The 18,919-nt window shown below is 73.8% G+C and carries 12 protein-coding genes; 5 read left to right on the plus strand and 7 right to left on the minus strand.

Annotation, left to right across the window (positions count from 1 at the left end):
* Positions 1 to 33 precede the first annotated feature (33 nt).
* Genes ACU610_RS02295 through ACU610_RS02305 form a run of 3 tightly spaced genes read left to right on the plus strand, consistent with a single transcriptional unit; the run spans position 34 to position 3,998 of the window.
* Positions 34 to 1,488 carry an amino acid permease gene (locus ACU610_RS02295; protein ID WP_446766101.1) on the plus strand — a complete coding sequence of 485 codons (1,455 nt, stop codon included), beginning with the start codon at positions 34 to 36 and terminating at the stop codon, positions 1,486 to 1,488.
* Positions 1,489 to 1,503: 15 nt separating this feature from the next.
* Positions 1,504 to 2,301 carry a carbon-nitrogen hydrolase family protein gene (locus ACU610_RS02300; protein ID WP_446766102.1) on the plus strand — a complete coding sequence of 266 codons (798 nt, stop codon included), beginning with the start codon at positions 1,504 to 1,506 and terminating at the stop codon, positions 2,299 to 2,301.
* Positions 2,298 to 3,998, plus strand: coding sequence for a flavin monoamine oxidase family protein (locus ACU610_RS02305; RefSeq protein ID WP_446766103.1), 1,701 nt, complete (start codon positions 2,298 to 2,300; stop codon positions 3,996 to 3,998). The genes ACU610_RS02300 and ACU610_RS02305 overlap by 4 nt, the downstream gene beginning before the upstream one ends.
* Positions 3,999 to 4,038: 40 nt before the next feature.
* Here ACU610_RS02305 and ACU610_RS02310 read toward each other — a convergent pair whose 3' ends face one another.
* The 4 genes from ACU610_RS02310 to speB all read right to left on the minus strand — a co-directional run bounded on the left by ACU610_RS02310 (position 4,039) and on the right by speB (position 8,935).
* Entirely contained in the window at positions 4,039 to 5,253 is a 1,215-nt protein-coding gene (locus tag ACU610_RS02310) for a YncE family protein (RefSeq protein ID WP_446766104.1), read from the minus strand.
* A gap of 209 nt (positions 5,254 to 5,462) precedes the next feature.
* A complete protein-coding gene (locus tag ACU610_RS02315) occupies positions 5,463 to 5,843 on the minus strand; it encodes a hypothetical protein (protein ID WP_446766105.1) in 381 nt (126 codons plus the stop codon).
* A 114-nt stretch (positions 5,844 to 5,957) separates the two neighbouring features.
* Positions 5,958 to 7,898, minus strand: a complete 1,941-nt coding sequence (locus ACU610_RS02320) for a primary-amine oxidase (RefSeq protein ID WP_446766106.1) — start codon at positions 7,896 to 7,898, stop codon at positions 5,958 to 5,960.
* Positions 7,895 to 8,935: an agmatinase gene (gene speB / locus ACU610_RS02325; RefSeq protein WP_446766107.1), complete on the minus strand. Its 1,041-nt coding sequence runs from the start codon at positions 8,933 to 8,935 to the stop codon at positions 7,895 to 7,897. Before speB ends, ACU610_RS02320 begins: the two co-directional genes overlap by 4 nt.
* 478 nt (positions 8,936 to 9,413) lie before the next feature.
* On the opposite strand from speB, the gene ACU610_RS02330 reads away from it, so the two are divergent.
* The gene (locus ACU610_RS02330; protein ID WP_446766108.1) at positions 9,414 to 10,946 is read left to right on the plus strand and encodes an APC family permease; all 1,533 of its coding nucleotides are present in this window, start codon (positions 9,414 to 9,416) and stop codon (positions 10,944 to 10,946) included.
* A gap of 76 nt (positions 10,947 to 11,022) precedes the next feature.
* Here the strand turns inward: ACU610_RS02330 and ACU610_RS02335 are convergent, their stop codons facing one another.
* The 3 genes from ACU610_RS02335 to ACU610_RS02345 all read right to left on the minus strand — a co-directional run bounded on the left by ACU610_RS02335 (position 11,023) and on the right by ACU610_RS02345 (position 15,218).
* Entirely contained in the window at positions 11,023 to 13,203 is a 2,181-nt protein-coding gene (locus ACU610_RS02335; protein WP_446766109.1) for an MMPL family transporter, read from the minus strand.
* A gap of 6 nt (positions 13,204 to 13,209) precedes the next feature.
* The gene (locus ACU610_RS02340; RefSeq protein WP_446766110.1) at positions 13,210 to 13,797 is read right to left on the minus strand and encodes a TetR/AcrR family transcriptional regulator; all 588 of its coding nucleotides are present in this window, start codon (positions 13,795 to 13,797) and stop codon (positions 13,210 to 13,212) included.
* An 89-nt stretch (positions 13,798 to 13,886) separates the two neighbouring features.
* Positions 13,887 to 15,218 (minus strand): cytochrome P450, encoded by a 1,332-nt coding sequence (locus tag ACU610_RS02345; RefSeq protein ID WP_446766111.1) that lies wholly within the window; start codon positions 15,216 to 15,218, stop codon positions 13,887 to 13,889.
* Between the two features lie 216 nt (positions 15,219 to 15,434).
* Between ACU610_RS02345 and ACU610_RS02350 the strand changes: the two genes are divergently transcribed.
* A complete protein-coding gene (locus ACU610_RS02350; protein ID WP_446766112.1) occupies positions 15,435 to 18,809 on the plus strand; it encodes a pyruvate carboxylase in 3,375 nt (1,124 codons plus the stop codon).
* Positions 18,810 to 18,919: the final 110 nt, after the last annotated feature.

Here is an 18,919-nt window from a genome sequence, read left to right on the forward strand (position 1 = left end):
CCAGACCACAGCAGCAGCCGCAGAGGAGCCCCCGTGAGCACAGTCAGCGCCGACCCGCGGGGCACGGCCCCGGCCCGCCGCAGTCAGCTCCTCCGGCTCAAGCCGGTCGACGTGATCGTCGCCCAGCACCAGGAGACGGCCGGCTCCGCGCTGCGCCGCTCGATGGGCCTGCTCCAGCTCACCGCGCTGAGCATCGGCGCCACCCTCGGCACCGGCATCTTCGTCATCCTCGGCGAGGCGGTACCCCTGGCCGGCCCGGCCGTCGTGCTCGGCTTCGTGCTGGCCGCGGTGACCGCGCTGTTCAGTGCGCTGTCCTACGCCGAGCTGGCTGGCACCATCCCGGTCTCGGGGTCGTCGTACTCCTACACCTACGCCACCATGGGCGAGCTCGTCGCCTGGGTCTGCGGCTGGTGCCTGATGCTCGAGTACGGGGTCTCGGTGGCCGCCGTCGCCGTCGGCTGGGGCGCCTACATCGACGACCTCGCCTCCGGCACGGTCGGCGCGGTGCTGCCCGAGGCGCTGTCCGCGCCGCCCGGCGACGGCGGGATCGTGAACGTCCCGGCCGTGGTCGTCGTCCTGCTCGCGACGGTGCTGCTGCTGCGCGGCACCAGCGAGAGCGCGGAGGTCAACACCGCGATGGTCGTGCTCAAGGTCGGCGTCCTGCTGTTCTTCTGCGCGGTCGCCTTCACCGCCTTCCGCGCCGGCAACCTGGCGCCGTTCGTCCCCATGGGCATCGCCGGCGTCACCGCCGCGGCCTCGCAGGCGTTCTTCTCCTACATCGGCTTCGACGCCGCCTCGACCGCCGGCGACGAGGCCCGCGACGCCCGCCGCGACCTCCCGCGCGCCATCGTGCTGTCGCTGGCCGTGGTCACCGTCGTCTACGTCCTGGTGGCGCTGGCCGCCGTCGGCGCGGTGCCGTGGCCGCAGATCAGCGGCTCCGAGGCCGCACTCGCCGACGTCCTCGGCAGCGCGACCGGGCAGACCTGGACGGCGGTGCTGCTCTCGATCGGCGCCGTGATCGCGATCGCCAGCGTCGTCCTGACCGTGCTCTACGGGCAGACCCGCATCCTCTACGCGATGTCGCGCGACGGCCTGGTGCCGCCGGTGTTCTCGAAGGTGAGCGCCCGCCGCCGGATCCCGGTGGCCAACACCGTCATCGTCGGCGTCGTCATCGCGCTGCTCGCCGGTCTGATCCCGCTCGGCGAGCTGGCCAACGCCACGAGCATCGGCACGCTGTTCGCCTTCGCGCTGGTCAACGTCGGCGTCGTCCTGCTCCGCCGCACCCGGCCGGACCTCCCGCGCACCTTCCGGACCCCGCTGTACCCGCTCACCCCGGTGCTCGGCGTGCTGTTCTGCGTCCTCCTGGTGTTCGGCCTCGGGACGGCGACCTGGCTGGTGTTCCTCGCGTGGATGCTGGTGGGGCTGGCCGTGTACGCCGGCTACGGGTACCGCCACTCGGCGCTGCGGACCCCGTCGGCCGGCGCCTGAGCGCGAGGGGGGACCGTGCGCATCGCACTCCTGCAGGGGCCGGCCGAGACGCCGGATCCCGACGCCGGCCTGGCCGCGGTCGCCGATGCCGCGCGCCGTGCGGCCGCGGCCGGCGCCCGGCTGCTGGTGACGCCGGAGATGTCGCTGACCGGTTACGCCATCGGCGCCGAGCGGGTCGCCGAGCTGGCCGAGCCGGTGCCCGGCCCGCTCACCGACCGGGTGGCCGCGATCGCCGCCGAGCACGGCCTGGCGATCGCGGTCGGGATGCCGGTGCGCACGCCGGCCGGCGTGGCCAACACCGTGGTCGTCGTCGACCGCGACGGCAGCGGGCCGGTCGGCTACGCCAAGACGCACCTGTACGGCGACGTCGACCGCGACGCCTTCGTGCCCGGGGACGTCGGGGTCGTGCAGTTCCGGCTCGACGACCTCACCGTCGGCATCCTGGTCTGCTACGACGTCGAGTTCCCCGAGGCGGTGCGCGCCCACGCCCTCGCCGGCACCGAGCTGCTCGTCGTCCCCACCGGGCTGATGGACCCCTACGGCCACGTCGGCACGGTGCTCGTGCCGGCCCGCGCCTACGAGAGCCAGCTGTTCGTCGCCTACGCCAACCGCACCGGTGTCGAGGGGGGGTTCGTCTACTGCGGTGCCAGCTGCGTCATCGCCCCCGACGGCACCGAGCTGGCGCGGGCCGGCCGGGGCGAGGAGCTGCTGCTCGCCGACGTCGACCCCGCCGTCCTCACCGCCTCCCGCCGGGTGAACACCCACCTGGCCGACCGCCGCCCCGAGCTCTACCCCACGGAGACCCCCGCATGACCTCCGCCATCCCCGTCGCCGCCCACGAGCCGGGCGAGGAGCGCCCGGTCCGGCCGCTGACGATGTTCGGCCCGGACTTCCCCTTCGCCTACGACGACTGGCTGGCCCACCCGGCCGGGCTCGGCGAGGTGCCCCGCGCCCACCACGGCACCGAGGTCGCCGTCATCGGCGGCGGCCTGTCGGGCATCGTCACCGCGTACGAGCTGATGCGGCTGGGCCTGAGACCCGTCGTCTACGAGGCCCACCAGATCGGCGGCCGGCTGCGCTCGACGCCGTTCGAGGGCCACCCCGGCGTGGTGGCCGAGATGGGCGCGATGCGCTTCCCGCCGTCGTCGACGGCCTTGTTCTCCTACGTGCGCGACCTCGGCCTGCGGACCGTGCGCTTCCCGAACCCGCTCGACGTCGCCACCCCCAGCACCGTGGTCGACCTCAAGGGCGAGACGCACTACGCGCGGACCCTCGACGACCTGCCCCCGCTCTACCGCGAGGTCGCCGACGCCTGGCGCGAGACGCTCGTGCAGGGCGCCCGCCTGGAGGAGATGCAGGAGGCCATCCGCGACCGCGACGTCAAGACGATCAAGGCGATCTGGGACGAGCTGGTCGAGCAGCTCGACGACACGACCTTCTACGGGTTCCTGGCCGCCTCGCCGGCGTTCCGCTCCTTCCGGCACCGCGAGGTCTTCGGCCAGGTCGGCTTCGGCACCGGCGGCTGGGACACCGACTACCCGAACTCGATGCTCGAGATCCTGCGGGTGGTCTACACCGCGGCCGACGACGACCACCTGTCCATCGTCGGCGGCTCCCAGCAGGTGCCGGTGGGGCTGTGGCACCGCGAGGTCGAGGCGCCGGTGCACTGGCCGGCCGGCACCAGCCTGGCCGCGCTGCACCCCGGCGGGCGGCCGCTGCCCGGGGTGACCCGGCTGCACCGGACCGCGCCCAACTGCCTGACCGTCACCGACACCGACGGCGGCATCCGCACCTACCCGGCGGCGGTGTTCACCGCGCAGAGCTGGAACCTGCTCTCCCGCATCGTCTGCGACGAGGAGCTGTTCCCGATCGACCACTGGACGGCGATCGAGCGCACCCACTACATGGGCTCCACCAAGCTGTTCTGCCTGGTCGACCGGCCGTTCTGGAAGGACGTCGACCCGCAGACCGGCCGGCACCGGATGAGCATGACGCTGTCGGACCGGATGACCCGCGGCACGTACCTGCTCGACCAGGGGGAGGGGAGGCCCGGGCTGATCTGCCTGAGCTACACCTGGGCCGACGACTCGCTGAAGTGGCTGCCGCTGTCGGCGACCGAGCGCATGGAGGTCATGCTGTCCTCCTTGCGGGAGATCTACCCCGACGTCGACCTGCGCCGGCACGTCATCGCCTCGCCGGTGACCGTGTCGTGGGAGTCCGAGCGCGACTTCATGGGCGCGTTCAAGGCCAACCTGCCCGGCCACTACCGCTACCAGCGGCGGTTGTTCACCCACTTCATGCAGGACGAGCTGCCCGAGCGGTACCGCGGCCTGTTCCTCGCCGGTGACGACATCTCCTGGACCGCCGGCTGGGCCGAGGGTGCGGTGCAGACGGCGCTCAACGCGGTGTGGGGCGTCGTCCACCACCTCGGTGGGCGCAGCCACCCGGACAACCCCGGCCCGGGTGACCTCTTCGACGAGCTCGCCCCGGTGCGGCTGCCCGAGGACTGACGGCCGGGTGCCGGCCGGTCGCCGCCGGGCGCCGTCCGCGTCAGCGCGTCACACCGGTGTGCCCGAGGGAGTAGCGACCCGGCTGCGGCCACACGCACAGCCCGTGGGGCCCCCTGCCCACGGGGATGCGGGCCAGCAGACGCCCGTCGTCGGTGGCGAGCACGTACACCTCGTCGTCGTAGCGGCCCGACAGCCACAACTGGCTGCCATCGGCGGTCACCCCGCCCATGTCGGGGCTGCCACCCGGGATCGGCCAGGTGCTGTGGAGCTCCCCGGTGCGGGCGTCGAGCACACTCACGCTGCTCGCCAGCCGGTTGGACACGTACATCACCGAGGCGTCCCGGCTGAGGTAGAGGCCGTGGGCGCCCGCCCCTGTCGGGATCTCGCCGATCACCCGGGTCGCGGCCCCGTCGATCACCCAGAGGCCGCCCTGGTCGTGGTCGGCGACGTAGAACCGGGAGCCGTCCGGGGAGAGCTTCACGTCCTGGGGGCCCATGTGGGTGTTGCGGACCGGCATGTCGATCAGCCGCACCAGCCGACGGGTGGCGACGTCGACGACGGCGACCCGGCCGGCGAACTCGCAGCTGAAAACGGCGAGCCGTCCGTCGGCGGTGAGGTCGGCGTGATCGATGCCCGCGCACTCGGGGATCTCCAGCCGCCCCTGCTCGGCCCAGCTGTGCGGGTCGTAGAACACCAGCGTCCGCAGCCTCTCGGCGACCGAGACCGCCGAGCTGCCGTCGGGGAGCCAGTACAGGTTGTAGGGGTCCACGACGGGGATGGCCGGGCCGGGCTCCCCGGTGGTGGGGTCGATCGGCGTGAGTCTGTTGCCGAGGTCGTCCGAGGCGTAGAGCGTCCGCATGTCGTAGGAGGGGGCGACGTGCTGGACCTCCACGCCGGCGGGGAAGCGGTCGACCACCGTGAACGTGGCCGGGTCGATGACCCACACGTCGCCGGAGTCGTTGTGCGGCACGTAGACCAGAGGGCGGGCGGCTCGGGCGGCGGGGCTGAGCATCCCCGCGCCGGCCTCCGCGTAGACGTTGGTGGGATCGTTGACCGGCGGCATGCCGGGCAGGCCGGCGGGGACCGCCGGCGCCGGCGCGGAGGCGGACGGCGGAACCGGCTCGGCGGCGCCGGTCCCCGGAGCGTGCCCCCCGTGCGTCTCTTCAGCCGCGCCGACGCCGTTCGAGGAGCACCCGGCCAGGAGGAGGAGTGCCGCCGGGATCAGGGCCAGCCGGTTCCGCGTCCACGTGGTCATCCTGGGACTCCCTCCGTGCCGGCACCGGAGAGGGGCTGGCGTGGCCCCGGAGCCCCGACGGCGTCCCAGCCGATGGTGGCACGGCACGGCAGGAAGCGGCACCGGACCGTCCGCCGCGTGCCGCGCACCGTCAGCCAGGCCCACGGCGGCAGGGACCCGTGTCGGAGACGGCGCATCGGCCCCCGTGACCAGCGGATCGCTGCCGACGGTCAGCTGCGAAAGGTGCGGTGCACCGCACCGATCCCGCGCACCACGGCGAGCAGCAGCGCGACGACCGCCAGCAGCCCTGCGACCGGGCCGGCCCATGCGGCCAGGCTCGTCGCGGCGTGGTGGTGCAGGGCGGGCGGGTGGACCACGAGCATCGCCGTCGTCAGGACGGCGTGCGCCGTCCACGCCGCCCGGCCCGGCCGCCGCCACAGGTGCACCGCGCACAGCAGGCAGGCCACGGCGAGTGCGGCGGTGCCGACCGCCCCCGGGTGCGGGGCGGCGACCTGTACGAGGACGTGCACCGAGGCGCACCCTGCCGCGGTCCCCGCCGCACTGCGGGCGAGGAACCGCGGCAGGGCCGCCGGGCCGAGCGGCAACGGCACGTCCGGCCCCCCTGCAGGGACCCTGGCCCCGTTCCGGGTCCCCGCCCTGAGCCTGCGAAGGGTGGGGAGAACGGGGTCCTTGTACTGCATGTGGCGGGGGGCAGGAAGGTCCTGCTAGTGGCACGTGCCCGGGGCCGGCGGGACGTCGAGGGCCGGGTTGCGGTCGAAGAAGCCGACCGGCTTGAGCTCGAAGGACACGACGTCGACCGGCATGACCGGCCAGTCCTCGGGTCGCGGCACGTGGTGGATGCCGAACACGTGCCAGAGCACGAGGTCGGTGTCCACGAGCGGGCGATCGGCCTCCTGCCAGACCGGCAGGCCGGCGTCGAGGCGGCTCTGGTTGCAGAACTCCCCGGAGGGCCAGCGCTCCTCCTCGTCGAACCGGCTCACCCACACCGGGTGGTCGATGACCTGGGCACGCTGCCGGAACGGCGCACTCGGGTCGGCCAGCGCGGGCAGCGCCGAGTTCGGGGACAGCTTGTAGCCCGGCGCCGTCCCCAGGCGGTTGGGCTTGGTGCGGTTGACCACCTTGAAGCTGCGCTGGGTGGCGAAGTCGACGTCCAGACGGCCCTCGGCCTCGGTCTCCACCGCGCGGCTGCGGGTGACCACGGCGAGCCCGTACGGGTTGTCCTCCGACACCGGCAGCGCCTCGCTCTCGGTGACGACGACGGTGTTCTCCGGGCCGTCGACCTCCATGTCCAGCCGGGCGACGACGAAGTGCTGGTGGATCGGCGCGTAGGTGCGCTCGTCGACGACGGTGCCGTACGCCGGCGGGGTGCCCTCGTAGGCACTGGTCACCATGATCCCGGTGGCGCGGACCTCGCACTGGATGGTGCCGTCCTGGTAGAAGCGCCAGTAGGTCAGGTACTCGTAGTTCGCCACCGTGGCGTGGAACGAGACCACCATCCGCCGCGAGCGGCGCACCTCCGCGCCGGCCTGCTCGTCGACGTGCTTCCACAGCACGCCGTCGTCCTCCTCGTGCAGGCAGATCGCGTTCTCGATCGTGTACGGCTCGCCGCGGGTGTCGTGCAGCACGGCGTCGACGTAGGTGATGTCGCCGAGGCAGTCGCACCCGAGCTTCAGCGACGTGGTCATGAAGCCCAGGCCCCACTCGCCGACGTCGAAGGCGGTGCGGCGGTGGTGGTCGGGGCTGGGGTCGCGGTAGGGCACGACCATCTCCGCGAACGACATCCGGTGGGCGACCGGGCGGCCGTCGTAGGCCACCCGGTGGACCACCAGGCCCTCGCGGTGGTTGAAGCCCAGCCGCATCGACCACTTCTGCCAGCGCAGCTCGTGGCCGTCGAGGGCGAACGAGACGCCCTCGGGCTGGGTGATCTCCAGCGGCTTGACGTCGGTGCGCTGCTCGAGGCCCGGGACCAGGGAGGGCACGTACTCGCCCATGACCGGAGCCTCGGCCGGGGGCGCGGTGTCCTCGATCCGCAGCAGCTCCATCGTGTTGAGGTCGACGACGAAGTGCAGGCCCATGACCGGGTTGGCGTAGGGGTTGCCGCCCGGCACCGAGCGGCGCCACACGTCGGTCCACCCGACCCGGCGGTCCTGCAGTCCCTGGGGGATCAGCGAGTGGCCGTATGCCCAGGTGTCGATGAGGACGAGGTCGAGCTCCGTGATGCCGCGCTTCGCGAGTGCAGCGATGACGTCGGGGTGCTCGATCAGCACCTCGTGGGCCTCGTGCCACTCGTCGAGGGTCATGTTCGCCTGCTGGCCGGGCACCGCCTCCCACGAGACGACGGCGTCGTCGGTCAGCGAGACCACCGCCTTGTACGGCGTCCCCTCGTCGCGGCTCCAGCAGGTCACCCGGGCCTCGCGGCGGATCGGGTCGCCGGGACGGAACGCGCGGACGACGTCCTTGGCCGGCTCGCGCAGCTCGATGGAGGCGAACCGCCAGCGCTCGTCGACCCCCTCGTCGCGGCGCAGGACGGCGGCCGCCGCGCGGAACTCGTCGGCCGTCAGCGGGTCGAGCGGGTGCGGGGTGCCGGCGGCGGCGCGCGTGCCGGCCGAGCCGGAGCCGTGGCAGGACGTCGCGAGCTCGGTCATGACGGGTTCTCCTGGGTGGTGTCGGGGCGGTTCGCGAGCAGGGGGAGGGCCGGGTCCCAGCGGGTGCCCTCGCGGGCGTCGCGCCGGCGGCGGGCGATCGCCGAGAGCGCCTCGAGGACGACCCGGTTGGCCAGGGCCGCGGTGATGTCGGCGTGGTCGTAGGGCGGGCTGACCTCGACCACGTCGACGCCGACCACGGGCAGCTCGAGGCAGAGCCGGCGGACGGCGTCCAGCAGCTGGCGGGCGGTCAACCCACCGGGCTCCGGGGTGCCGGTGCCGGGGGCGTGTCCGGGGTCGCAGACGTCGATGTCGACCGACAGGAAGACGCCGTCGCACTCGTCGGTGGCGATGGCCGACGCCTCGGTGAGGCAGGCGTCGAGCCCGCGGTGGCCGATCTCGGTCATCTCGTAGGACCGCATGCGCTGGGCGGCCATCCAGTCCAGCGTCTCGGGCGGTGGCCAGTAGCCGCGCAGGCCGACCTGCAGGAACCGGTCGCCGCGCAGTGCGCCGGACTCGATGAGCCGCCGCATCGGCTGGCCGTGGCCCCACAGGGAGCCGAACTCGATGTCGCCGGTGTCGGCGTGTGCGTCGAAGTGGACCATCGAGACGCGGCCGTGGCCGAGGACGTTGGCCACGCCCTTGGCGTCGGCGAAGGCGATCGAGTGGTCACCGCCGAGGACGACGGGGATGGCTCCGCTGCGGGCCACCGTCTCGACGGCGGCCTCGAGCGCACCCAGCGCCGTCTCGATGTCGCCGGAGTACATCTCGACGTCGCCTGCGTCGAGCACCCGCAGGTCGCGCAGCCCGTCGGTGCGCAGCGCCAGGCTCGGCCGGGACCCGTCGTGCGCCAGGTAGTCGGTCATCCGGATCGCCTGCGGGCCGAAGCGGGTCCCCGGACGGTGCGAGGTGCCGCCGTCGAAGGGCGCGCCGAGGACGACGACGTCGGCGTCGGCGAAGGTCGCGGGGTCGCCGAGGTCGCAGCGGTCGACGCCGAGGTAGGTGATGTCAGGCCCGAACTGGGCGCCGTAGCGCGTCATGGTGTCGAGGTCCGATCGGTCGTGCGGTGGGGTAAGCCGGAGGCGCGCGGTGCGCTCGTCAGACGACGAAATCCGTACTGCAGCAGAGGTTATGCGACGGTATCCGTGTTGCCAAGCCTCCGGACGGGTCCCGCATCGGGTCGACCCCCACGGCGATCGGCGGGGGTGGCGCCGCTATTTCCGCGGATGGTGCCGGAAGGGGTGGGTGGGACACCCCCGCGCCCGTGGGGTCCAGGGTCACTCGACGGAATGGGTGAACGCTGGGGCGACACGCACGCGAAACAGTCGTGCTGCATGCTGTTCGCGCTCGGATCCGTGCACGCCGGCCGCGCCGGAGTGTCGACGGAGCCCGGGCCGGGTGTACACCCTGGCGTCTTCCGCGATCCGTGCCGACCTGGCTGGCTGTCGCGTGTGAGGCGCGGCACACCCGCCGGCTGAGGACAGGCCGCTTCGTGCGGTGCTACGAGAGGAGGGCCGCATGGCGGTGGGACAGGACCGGGGGACCGGGCGACAGGCCGATCTGCGGGCCAAGGGGCTGGCGGGGAACTCCGTCGGCCTGCTGGCCAGCGTGGTGCTCGGCGTCTCGAGCATCGCGCCGGTGTACGCGCTCACGGCGACCCTCGGCCCCACGGTGACCGAGGTCGGCCTGCAGATGCCGGCCATCTTCCTGGCCGGCTTCCTGCCGATGCTGCTGGTCGCCTACGCGTACCGGGAGCTCAACCGGGTGGCGCCGGACTGCGGGACGTCCTTCACCTGGACGACCAAGGCGTTCAACCCCTACGTCGGCTGGCTGTGCGGCTGGGGTGCGCTGCTGGCCACGGTCATCGTGCTGTCGAACCTCGCCGGCGTGGCGGTCTCCTTCTTCTACCTGCTGCTCGGTGAGATCACCGGCTCGGAGTCGGTGGCCACGCTCGGCGACGACACGGTCGTCAACGCCCTCACCTGCGTGGCCTTCGTCGCCGTCGCCACCTGGATCACCTACCGGGGCGTGGAGGCCACCAAGCGGGTGCAGTACGTGCTGGTCGGCTTCCAGATGGCCGTGCTCGCGGTGTTCGCCGTCCTCGCGCTGGTCGAGTCCGGCTCCGCACCCGGCGCCATCTCCTTCGACATCTCCTGGCTCGACCCGACGGCCGTCACCAGCTTCAGCGCCTTCACCGCCGGCCTGTCGCTCTCCCTGTTCATCTACTGGGGCTGGGACACCTGCCTGACGGTCAACGAGGAGACCGCCGGGAGCGCCCGCACGCCGGGCCGGGCCGCCCTCCTGACCATGGTGGTCATCATCGTGACCTACGTCGGCGTGGCGATCGCCGTGCAGATGTACGCCGGCATCGGGACCGAGGGCACCGGCCTGGGTAACCCCGAGACCGGGGACAACGTCTTCGCCGCGCTGGCCGGCCCGGTGATGGGCCCGGGCCTGGCGTTCCTGCTCTTCCTCGCTGTCGTCGCGAGCTCGGCGTCGTCGCTGCAGACGACGTTCCTGCCGACGACCCGGACCATGCTGGCGATGGGGACCTACGGGGCCCTGCCCCAGCGGCTGGCGGAGGTGCACCCGCGCTTCCGGGCGCCGTCCACCGCCACCCTGGTCGCCGGGGCCGCCACGGCGGCGTTCTACGTGGGGATGACGATCATCAGCGAGAACGTCCTCATCGACACCATCTACGCGCTGGGCCTGATGATCTGCTTCTACTACGGCCTGACCGCCTACGCCTGTGTCTGGTACTTCCGGCACGAGCTGCGTCGCAGCGCGCGGGACCTGGTGTTCAAGGGCGTCCTGCCGCTGCTGGGCGCGCTGATGCTGACCGCGGTGTTCGTGCAGACGGCGGTCGACACCCTCGACCCCGCCTACGGCAGCGGCTCCTCGGTGTTCGGCATCGGCAGCGTCTTCGTCGTCGGCATCGGACTGCTGCTCCTCGGCGGAGTCCTCATGCTGGCCTGGCGGGCGCGGCACCCGGAGTTCTTCCGCGGCCAGACCCTGCGGGTCGACACCCCCTCGCTCGTCTTCGACGAGTGACGCCGGACCGCTCCGAGTAGCAGCGCGGCCCGCCTCCCCTCGGGGGAGACGGGCCGCGCCGTTCGAGCGGGAGGGCTCAGCGCTCGCCGGCGCCGACCACCTCGGGCTGCGGGACCCGCGGGCGGGGAGCCTGCCGCTCCAGCGCGGCGCCCTCGACGTCGAGGAGGGGCAGCCAGCGCAGCCAGCGCGGCAGCCACCACGCCCGGTCGCCGAGCAGGGCCAGCGCCGCGGGGACGAGCACCATGCGGACGACGAAGGCGTCGAAGGCGATGCCGGCGGCCAGCGCGAAGGCGATCGACTTGATGGTCGCGTCCCCGGAGGGCACGAAGCCGGCGAACACCGAGAACATGATCAGCGCGGCCGCGACGACGACCGGGGCGGCCTGCCGGAACCCGGTGCGGATCGCCTCCAGCGGCGAGGCGCCGTGGCTGTGTGCCTCGTGCATCCGGGACACCAGGAAGATCTGGTAGTCCATCGCCAGCCCGAACAGGATGCCGATGACCAGGATCGGCGTGAGGCTGATCAGCGGGCCGGTGCCCTCGAGGTTGACCAGGTCGGCCAGCCAGCCCCACTGGAACACCGCGACGGTGGCGCCCAGTGCGGCGCCGACGGTGAGCACGAAGCCGAGGACGCCGACCAGCGGCACCAGCAGCGAGCGGAAGACCAGCACCAGCAGCACCAGGGCCAGGCCCACGACCAGCGCCAGGTAGACCGGCAGGGCGGCGTCCAGGCTGCTGGCGACGTCCACGCTGACCGCGGTGGCGCCGGTGACCGAGGCCTGCGCGCCGTCGACGTCGGCCAGCAGGTCGCGCAGGTCGGTGACGAGCTGCTCGGTGGCCGGGTCGGTCGGGCCGGACTGCGGGACGACGGTGACCAGCGCGGCGGTGCCGTCGGCGTCGGGCACCGGCGGGGTCACCATCGCGACGTCGTCCAGCCCGGGGATCTCGCCGGCGGCCGTGGTCGCCGCCTGCACCGCGCCGTCCCCCTCGAACAGCACGGTGAGCGGGCCGTTGAAGCCCGCGCCGAAGCCGTCGGCGAGCAGCTGCTCGGCCCGGGCCTGGGTGCTGTCCTCCGGCGGGGTCTGCACCAACGTGGTCTGCATCGAGAAGAAGGGGACGGCGACGGTGCCCAGCGCGACGACGGTGAGCAGCAGGGCGACCAGGCGGTGCCGGGTGACCGCGCCGACCCAGCCGGCGAGCAGGCCCTGGCTCGCCGCGTGGTGCGTCGGCGCGGTGGCGCGCTGCCGTCTCGGCAGCGCGCGCAGGCCGAGGAAGCCCAGGGCGGCGGGGACCAGGGTGAGCGCGACGAGGACGGCGACGACGATCGTCGCGGCCGCGGCGAGGCCCATCTGGGTGAGGAACGGGATGCCGGCGACGAACAGCCCGGTCAGCGCGATGACGACGGTGAGCCCGGCGGTGACGACCGCGGAGCCCGCGGTGCCGACGGCCGTGGCGACCGCGGTGCCGACGTCGGCACCGCGCCGCAGCTCCTGCCGGAACCGGCTGACGATGAACAGCGCGTAGTCGATGCCGACGGCCAGGCCGAGCATCGCGGCCAGGATCGGGGTGGTCGACGACAGGTCGGTGAAGCCGGTGGCGATGGTGATGCCCAGGACGCCGATGCCGACGCCGACGAGCGCGGTCAGCAGGTTCAGGCCGGCGACGACCAGCGAGCCGTAGGTGACGGCGAGGACGACGAGCGCGACGACGACACCGATTACCTCGGCGGGGCCGCTGACGTGCGGGGGCGCCTGGATCGCCTGGCCGGTCACCTCGACGGTCAGCGGGCCCGCTCCGGCGTCCTCGACCGCGCTGGTCAACGCGTCCTGCTGCGCGGGGGTGACCTCGCCGACCGGCGCCTCGTAGGTGACGGTGCTGTAGCCGGTGGTCAGCTCGGGGTCGACCGAGGGGGCGGCCGGGTCCAGCGGGTTGCTGGCGGACGCGACGCCGGGCAGCTCGCCCAGCTCGGCGACCAGCGCGCCGACGGCCGCGGCGCTGTCCGGGGTGGTCAGCGTCTGGCCGTCCGGTGCGACGACCACCACCTGCGCGGTCGCACCGCCCGCGGCGCCGAACTCCTCGCTGATGCGCTCCAGCGCGGTCGTCGACTCCTGGCCGGGGATGGAGAAGCTGTCCGACGTCTCACCCGCCAGGGTCCCCGCTCCCACGCCTCCGCCGACGAGCACGAGCAGCCACACGAGGACGACGGCCACGCGGTGCCGGTGCGAGAACGCACCGAGCCGGGACAACAGAACAGCCATGCGTGATCAGGCCTCCACCTGGTCGGGATGGGAAGGAGCGGCGTCCGGGCGGCGGTGGCCGAGCGCGTCGAAGCAGGTGGCGACGATGTGCTGCCGCCACGCGGTGGTCCGGTCCTGGGCGTGCGCGGCCAGGGTCAGGACGGCCAGCGCGGCGAGCGCGCCGATGACCCGGACCAGCCGCGGCGCCTCGGTGGTCTCCGGGTCGACGCCGAAGGCGTGCAGCACCGGGCCGGTCACGGCCGGGTGCGGCTCGGCGTCGAGGTCGGTCACCGGCGCCAGCAGCAGCGCGACCAGCCCGGGGTGGGCCAGCGCGACGTCGACCAGCACCTCCAGCACGTGCCGGTCGCGCGTCGGACCGGGAGGCAGGTCGCCCACCTGGTCGAGCACCCGCCGGCCCAGCGTGCCGGCCTGGGCCAGCACCGCCTCGTGCAGCGCGTCCTTGCTCGGGTAGTGGTGCAGCAGCCCGGTCTTGGACAGACCGACGGCGTCCGCGACGTCCTGCACCGAGGTCTTGGCGAACCCGCGCCGGGCGAAGAGGGCAGCGGCCCGGTCGAGGATGCCCTCGTCGACCTGCTGCCGGAACGGTCGTGTCACGGGAGGGACGGTACGTCCTCACCGACCATTTCGGTCGGTCGACAGACCACTTCGGTCGGTCGTCTTCGTCACACCCCGCCGCGCGCCGCTCAGCCGGTGCGGGTCAGTGACGGGACGAGGGCGGGCAGCGACTCGTAGCCGCGCAGGACGATCGTGCGACGCCGGCGGCCGGGAGCCGCGGCGGCGAGGTCGGGGAACCGCTGGAACAGCGCCCGCAGCGCCACCTCGCCCTCCATCCGGGCCAGCGCGGCGCCGAGGCAGTAGTGGATGCCGCTGGAGAAGGCGACGTGGTCGCGGGCGTTGGCGCGCGTGACGTCGAAGACGTGCGGGTCGGTGAACACCCGCGGGTCCCGGTTGGCCCCGGCCAGCAGGCACAGCACCAGCTCGCCCTCGGCGATCGGCACCCCGTGCACCGTGGTGTCGCGCCTGGCCCGCCGTCCGGTCCGCTGCACCGGGGACTCGACGCGCAGGACCTCGTCCACGGCGTCGGGCCACAGCGACGGGTCCTCGGCCAGCAGCCGCCGCTGGTCGGGGTGGGCGAACAGCAGCGCGGCGCCGTTGGCCACCAGGTTGACCGTCGTCTCGAACCCCGCGCCGAAGACGAGCGCGGCCGTGGACAGCAGCTCGTGCTCGGTGAGCCCGCTGCCGTCGTCGTCGGCGGTGCTCACCAGCGTGGAGAGCAGGTCCTCGCCGGGGGAGCGGCGCAGGTGCCGCAGGTGCCCGCGGAACCAGGCGTCGAGCTCGCCGAGGTTGCGCTCGACGCTGCGGTGGGTGCGCAGGTCCAGCCCCATGTCCAGGCTCGGGGTGGCGCCGTCGCCCCAGGCGAGGAACTGCTCGCGCATCGCCACCGGGACGCCGAGCACCTCGGAGATCACCGTGACCGGCAGCAGGCTCGCGTAGCGGGCCACCAGATCGACCCGGCCGTCGTTCGCTGCGGCCTCCCGCTCGAGGTCGTCGAGCAGCTCGTCGGCGATCGCCTCGGTGCGGTCGCGCAGCCGGGCGACGGCGCGGGCGCTGAAGGCCCGGGTGACCAGCCGGCGGTAGCGGGTGTGCTCCGGGGGGTCGACGGCGAGCATCGACGGCGGGTCGATGGGGCCCACGCTCGGCCGCGGGCCGGCCAGCCGCAGCGCCGCGGCCAGCAGGGGCGGCAGGCCCTCGGTGCGGGACCCGCCGATCTGCCCGAAGTCGTCGCTGCGCAGGACGTCGGTGCACACGTCGTGGTGGACGCTGACCCGCGCGAAGGCGCCACCGGTGAAGGGTGCCGCGGTCCGCAGCCGCTCGTAGTGGGCGTAGGGGTCCTCGCGGACCCCCGGGTCGACGAGCACCTGGGCGTCCGGGTTCCCCGCCCGCGCCCGGGCGCGGATCGCCAGCCGCATCGCCCCGTGCGTCGCGGCCCAGCGGACCGTACTGCGCACCGCCACGTGTCGCCTCCCGTCCCGACGAGGTCCTCATCCTGCGTGACGGGGTTCACGCTCCCCAGGTCGTCCCGCACCGATCCCGCCGTCCCCGAGGTGCAGAGTGCACCGCCGCGGGCCGGTCGACACGCCGACGGGGTCGGCGGACGGCTTGCAGGGGTACCGCGTCACGCGGGGTGTTCTGAGAGGCTCGTCGCGCCGTCCCGACCCTGGAGGAGTGCTGTGTTCACCAAGGTGCTGGTCGCGAACCGAGGCGAGATCGCGGTCCGGGCGTTCCGCGCGGCCTACGAGCTGGGTGCGCAGACGGTGGCCGTCTTCCCGTGGGAGGACCGCAACTCGGTGCACCGGCTCAAGGCCGACGAGAGCTACCAGATCGGCGAGGAGGGGCACCCCGTCCGGGCCTACCTCTCCGTCGACGAGATCGTCGGTGCCGCCCGGAGGGCCGGCGCCGACGCGGTCTACCCGGGCTACGGCTTCCTGTCGGAGAACCCCGAGCTGGCCGAGGCGTGCGCCCAGGCGGGCATCACCTTCGTGGGCCCGCCGGCGTCGGTGCTCGAGCTGACCGGTGACAAGTCCCGCGCGATCGCCGCCGCCCGCGAGGCCGGGCTGCCGACGCTGCAGGGGACCGACCCCGGCGACGACGTCGACGCGCTGCTCGGCGCCGCCGAGCAGATCGAGGGACCGGTCTTCGTCAAGGCGGTCGCCGGTGGCGGCGGGCGCGGCATGCGCCGGGTCGACGACCGCGCCCAGCTGCGCGGTGCCATCGAGGCGGCCATGCGCGAGGCCGAGTCGGCCTTCGGCGACCCCACCGTCTTCCTCGAGCAGGCGGTGGTCGACCCACGGCACATCGAGGTGCAGATCCTCGCCGACGCCCACGGCGGCGTCGTCCACCTCTTCGAGCGCGACTGCTCGGTGCAGCGCCGGCACCAGAAGGTCGTCGAGCTGGCGCCGGCGCCGAACCTGGACCCCGCGCTGCGCGAGCGGATCTGCGCCGACGCGGTCGCCTTCGCCCGGGCCATCGGCTACGTCAACGCCGGCACCGTGGAGTTCCTCCTCGACCGCGAGGGCCGGCACGTGTTCATCGAGATGAACCCGCGGATCCAGGTCGAGCACACGGTCACCGAGGAGGTCACCGACGTCGACCTGGTGCAGAGCCAGCTGCGGATCGCCTCGGGGGAGACCCTCGCCGACCTCGGCCTGTCGCAGGACACCATCGCCCTGCGGGGCGCGGCGCTGCAGTGCCGGATCACCACCGAGGACCCGGCCAACGGGTTCCGCCCGGACACCGGCCGGATCACCGCCTACCGCTCCCCGGGTGGGGCCGGCATCCGCCTGGACGGCGGCTCGTCGCTGGGCGCGGAGGTCGGCGCGCACTTCGACTCGATGCTGGTGAAGCTGACCTGCCGCGGGCGGGACTTCGCCACCGCGGTCGCCCGTGCCCGCCGCGCGGTGGCCGAGTTCCGCATCCGCGGCGTGGCCACCAACATCCCCTTCCTGCAGGCGCTGCTCGACGACCCGGACTTCGCCGCCGGGCGGATCACGACGTCGTTCATCGAGCAGCGGCCGCACCTGCTCACCGCGCGCAGCTCGGCCGACCGGGGGACCCGGCTGCTGACCTTCCTGGCCGACGTCACCGTCAACCAGCCGCACGGGGAGCGCCCGCACCTGGTCGACCCGGTGCAGAAGCTGCCGCGGGTGGACCTGCGCACCCCGCCGCCGGACGGCTCCCGGCAGCGGCTGCTGGCGCTCGGGCCGGAGCGGTTCGCGGCGGAGCTGCGGGGGCAGACCGCGCTGGCGGTCACCGACACCACCTTCCGCGACGCCCACCAGTCGCTGCTGGCCACCCGGGTCCGCACCAAGGACCTGCTCGCCGTCGCCGGGCACGTCGCCCGCACCGTCCCGCAGCTGTTCAGCCTGGAGTGCTGGGGCGGGGCGACCTACGACGTCGCGCTGCGGTTCCTGCACGAGGACCCGTGGGAACGGCTGGCCGCGCTGCGCGCGGCGGTCCCGAACACCTGCCTGCAGATGCTGCTGCGCGGGCGCAACACCGTGGGCTACACGCCCTACCCCGAGGCGGTCACCGACGCCTTCGTCCGCGAGGCGGCGGCCACCGGCCTCGACGTCTTCCGGATGTTCGACGCGCTCAACGACGTCTCCCAGATGCGCCCGGCGATCGACGCCGTCCGCGGGGCCGGGACGGCGGTGGCCGAGGTGGCGCTCTGCTACACCGGTGACCTCTCCGACCCGGGCGAGACGCTCTACACCCTCGACTACTACCTGCGGCTGGCCGAGCAGATCGTCGAGGCGGGCGCGCACGTGCTGGCGATCAAGGACATGGCCGGCCTGCTGCGGCCGCCGGCGGCCGCCCGGCTGGTGACGGCGCTGCGGGAGCGCTTCGACCTCCCCGTCCACCTGCACACCCACGACACCGCCGGCGGGCAGCTGGCCACCCTGCTGGCCGCGTGGTCGGCCGGGGTGGACGCCGTCGACGGCGCGGTCGCCGCCATGGCCGGCACGACCAGCCAGCCGCCGCTGTCGGCGATCGTCGCCGGCACCGACGCCACCGAGCGGGCCACCGGCCTCTCGCTGGCCGCGGTCAACGACCTGGAGCCGTACTGGGAAGCGGTGCGCCGGGTCTACGCGCCGTTCGAGTCCGGCCTGGCCGCTCCCACCGGGCGGGTCTACCGGCACGAGATCCCCGGCGGGCAGCTGTCCAACCTGCGCCAGCAGGCCATCGCCCTGGGCCTCGGGCAGCGCTTCGAGGAGGTCGAGGACGCCTACGCCGCCGCCGACCGGCTGCTGGGCCGGCTGGTCAAGGTCACGCCGTCGTCCAAGGTGGTCGGCGACCTGGCGCTGCAGCTGGTCGGCTCGGGTGTGAGCGTCGAGGACTTCGCCGCCGAACCGGGCAAGTACGACCTGCCCGACTCGGTGATCGGGTTCCTGCGCGGCGAGCTCGGCGACCCGCCCGGCGGCTGGCCCGAGCCCTTCCGCACCCGGGCGCTGGAGGGCCGCCGTCCCGCCGAGCCGCCGGCCGAGCTGTCGGCCGACGACGAGCGCGGACTGGCCGAGGCGCCGCGGGAGACCCTCAACCGGTTGCTCTTCCCGGCGCCCACCCGCGAGTTCCACGCCCACGACGAGCAGTACGGCGACGTCTCCGTGCTGCCCACCAAGGAGTTCCTCTACGGCCTGCGACCCGGCGACGAGCACGCCGTGGACCTCGAGCCCGGCGTCACCCTGCTCATGGGCATCGAGGCGATCAGCGACGCCGACGAGCGCGGCATGCGCACCGTCATGTGCACGCTCAACGGACAGCTCCGGCCGGTGTCGGTGCGCGACCGCTCGGTCGACGCCGCGGTGAAGGCCGCCGAGAAGGCCGACCGCAGCGACCCCGGCCAGGTCGCCGCGCCGTTCGCCGGCGTGGTCACCCTGCAGGTGAAGGAGGCCGACACCGTGGAGTCCGGTCAGGCGATCGCCACCATCGAGGCGATGAAGATGGAGGCCTCGATCACCGCGCCGGTCAGCGGCACCGTGGAGCGGCTGGCCATCAGCGCCGTCCAGCAGGTGGAGGGCGGTGACCTGCTCGTCGTCCTCCGGTGAGGACGCACGGCCGGGCCGGTCGGCCGCCTCGCGGCGGCACCCGGGTCACGGGCGGCGGCGACCGGAGGCGGACGGCGGCCACTCTCGCGCTGTTCCGCGCGCTGGTGCAG

The sequence above is a fragment of the Geodermatophilus sp. URMC 61 genome, assembly GCF_052931555.1.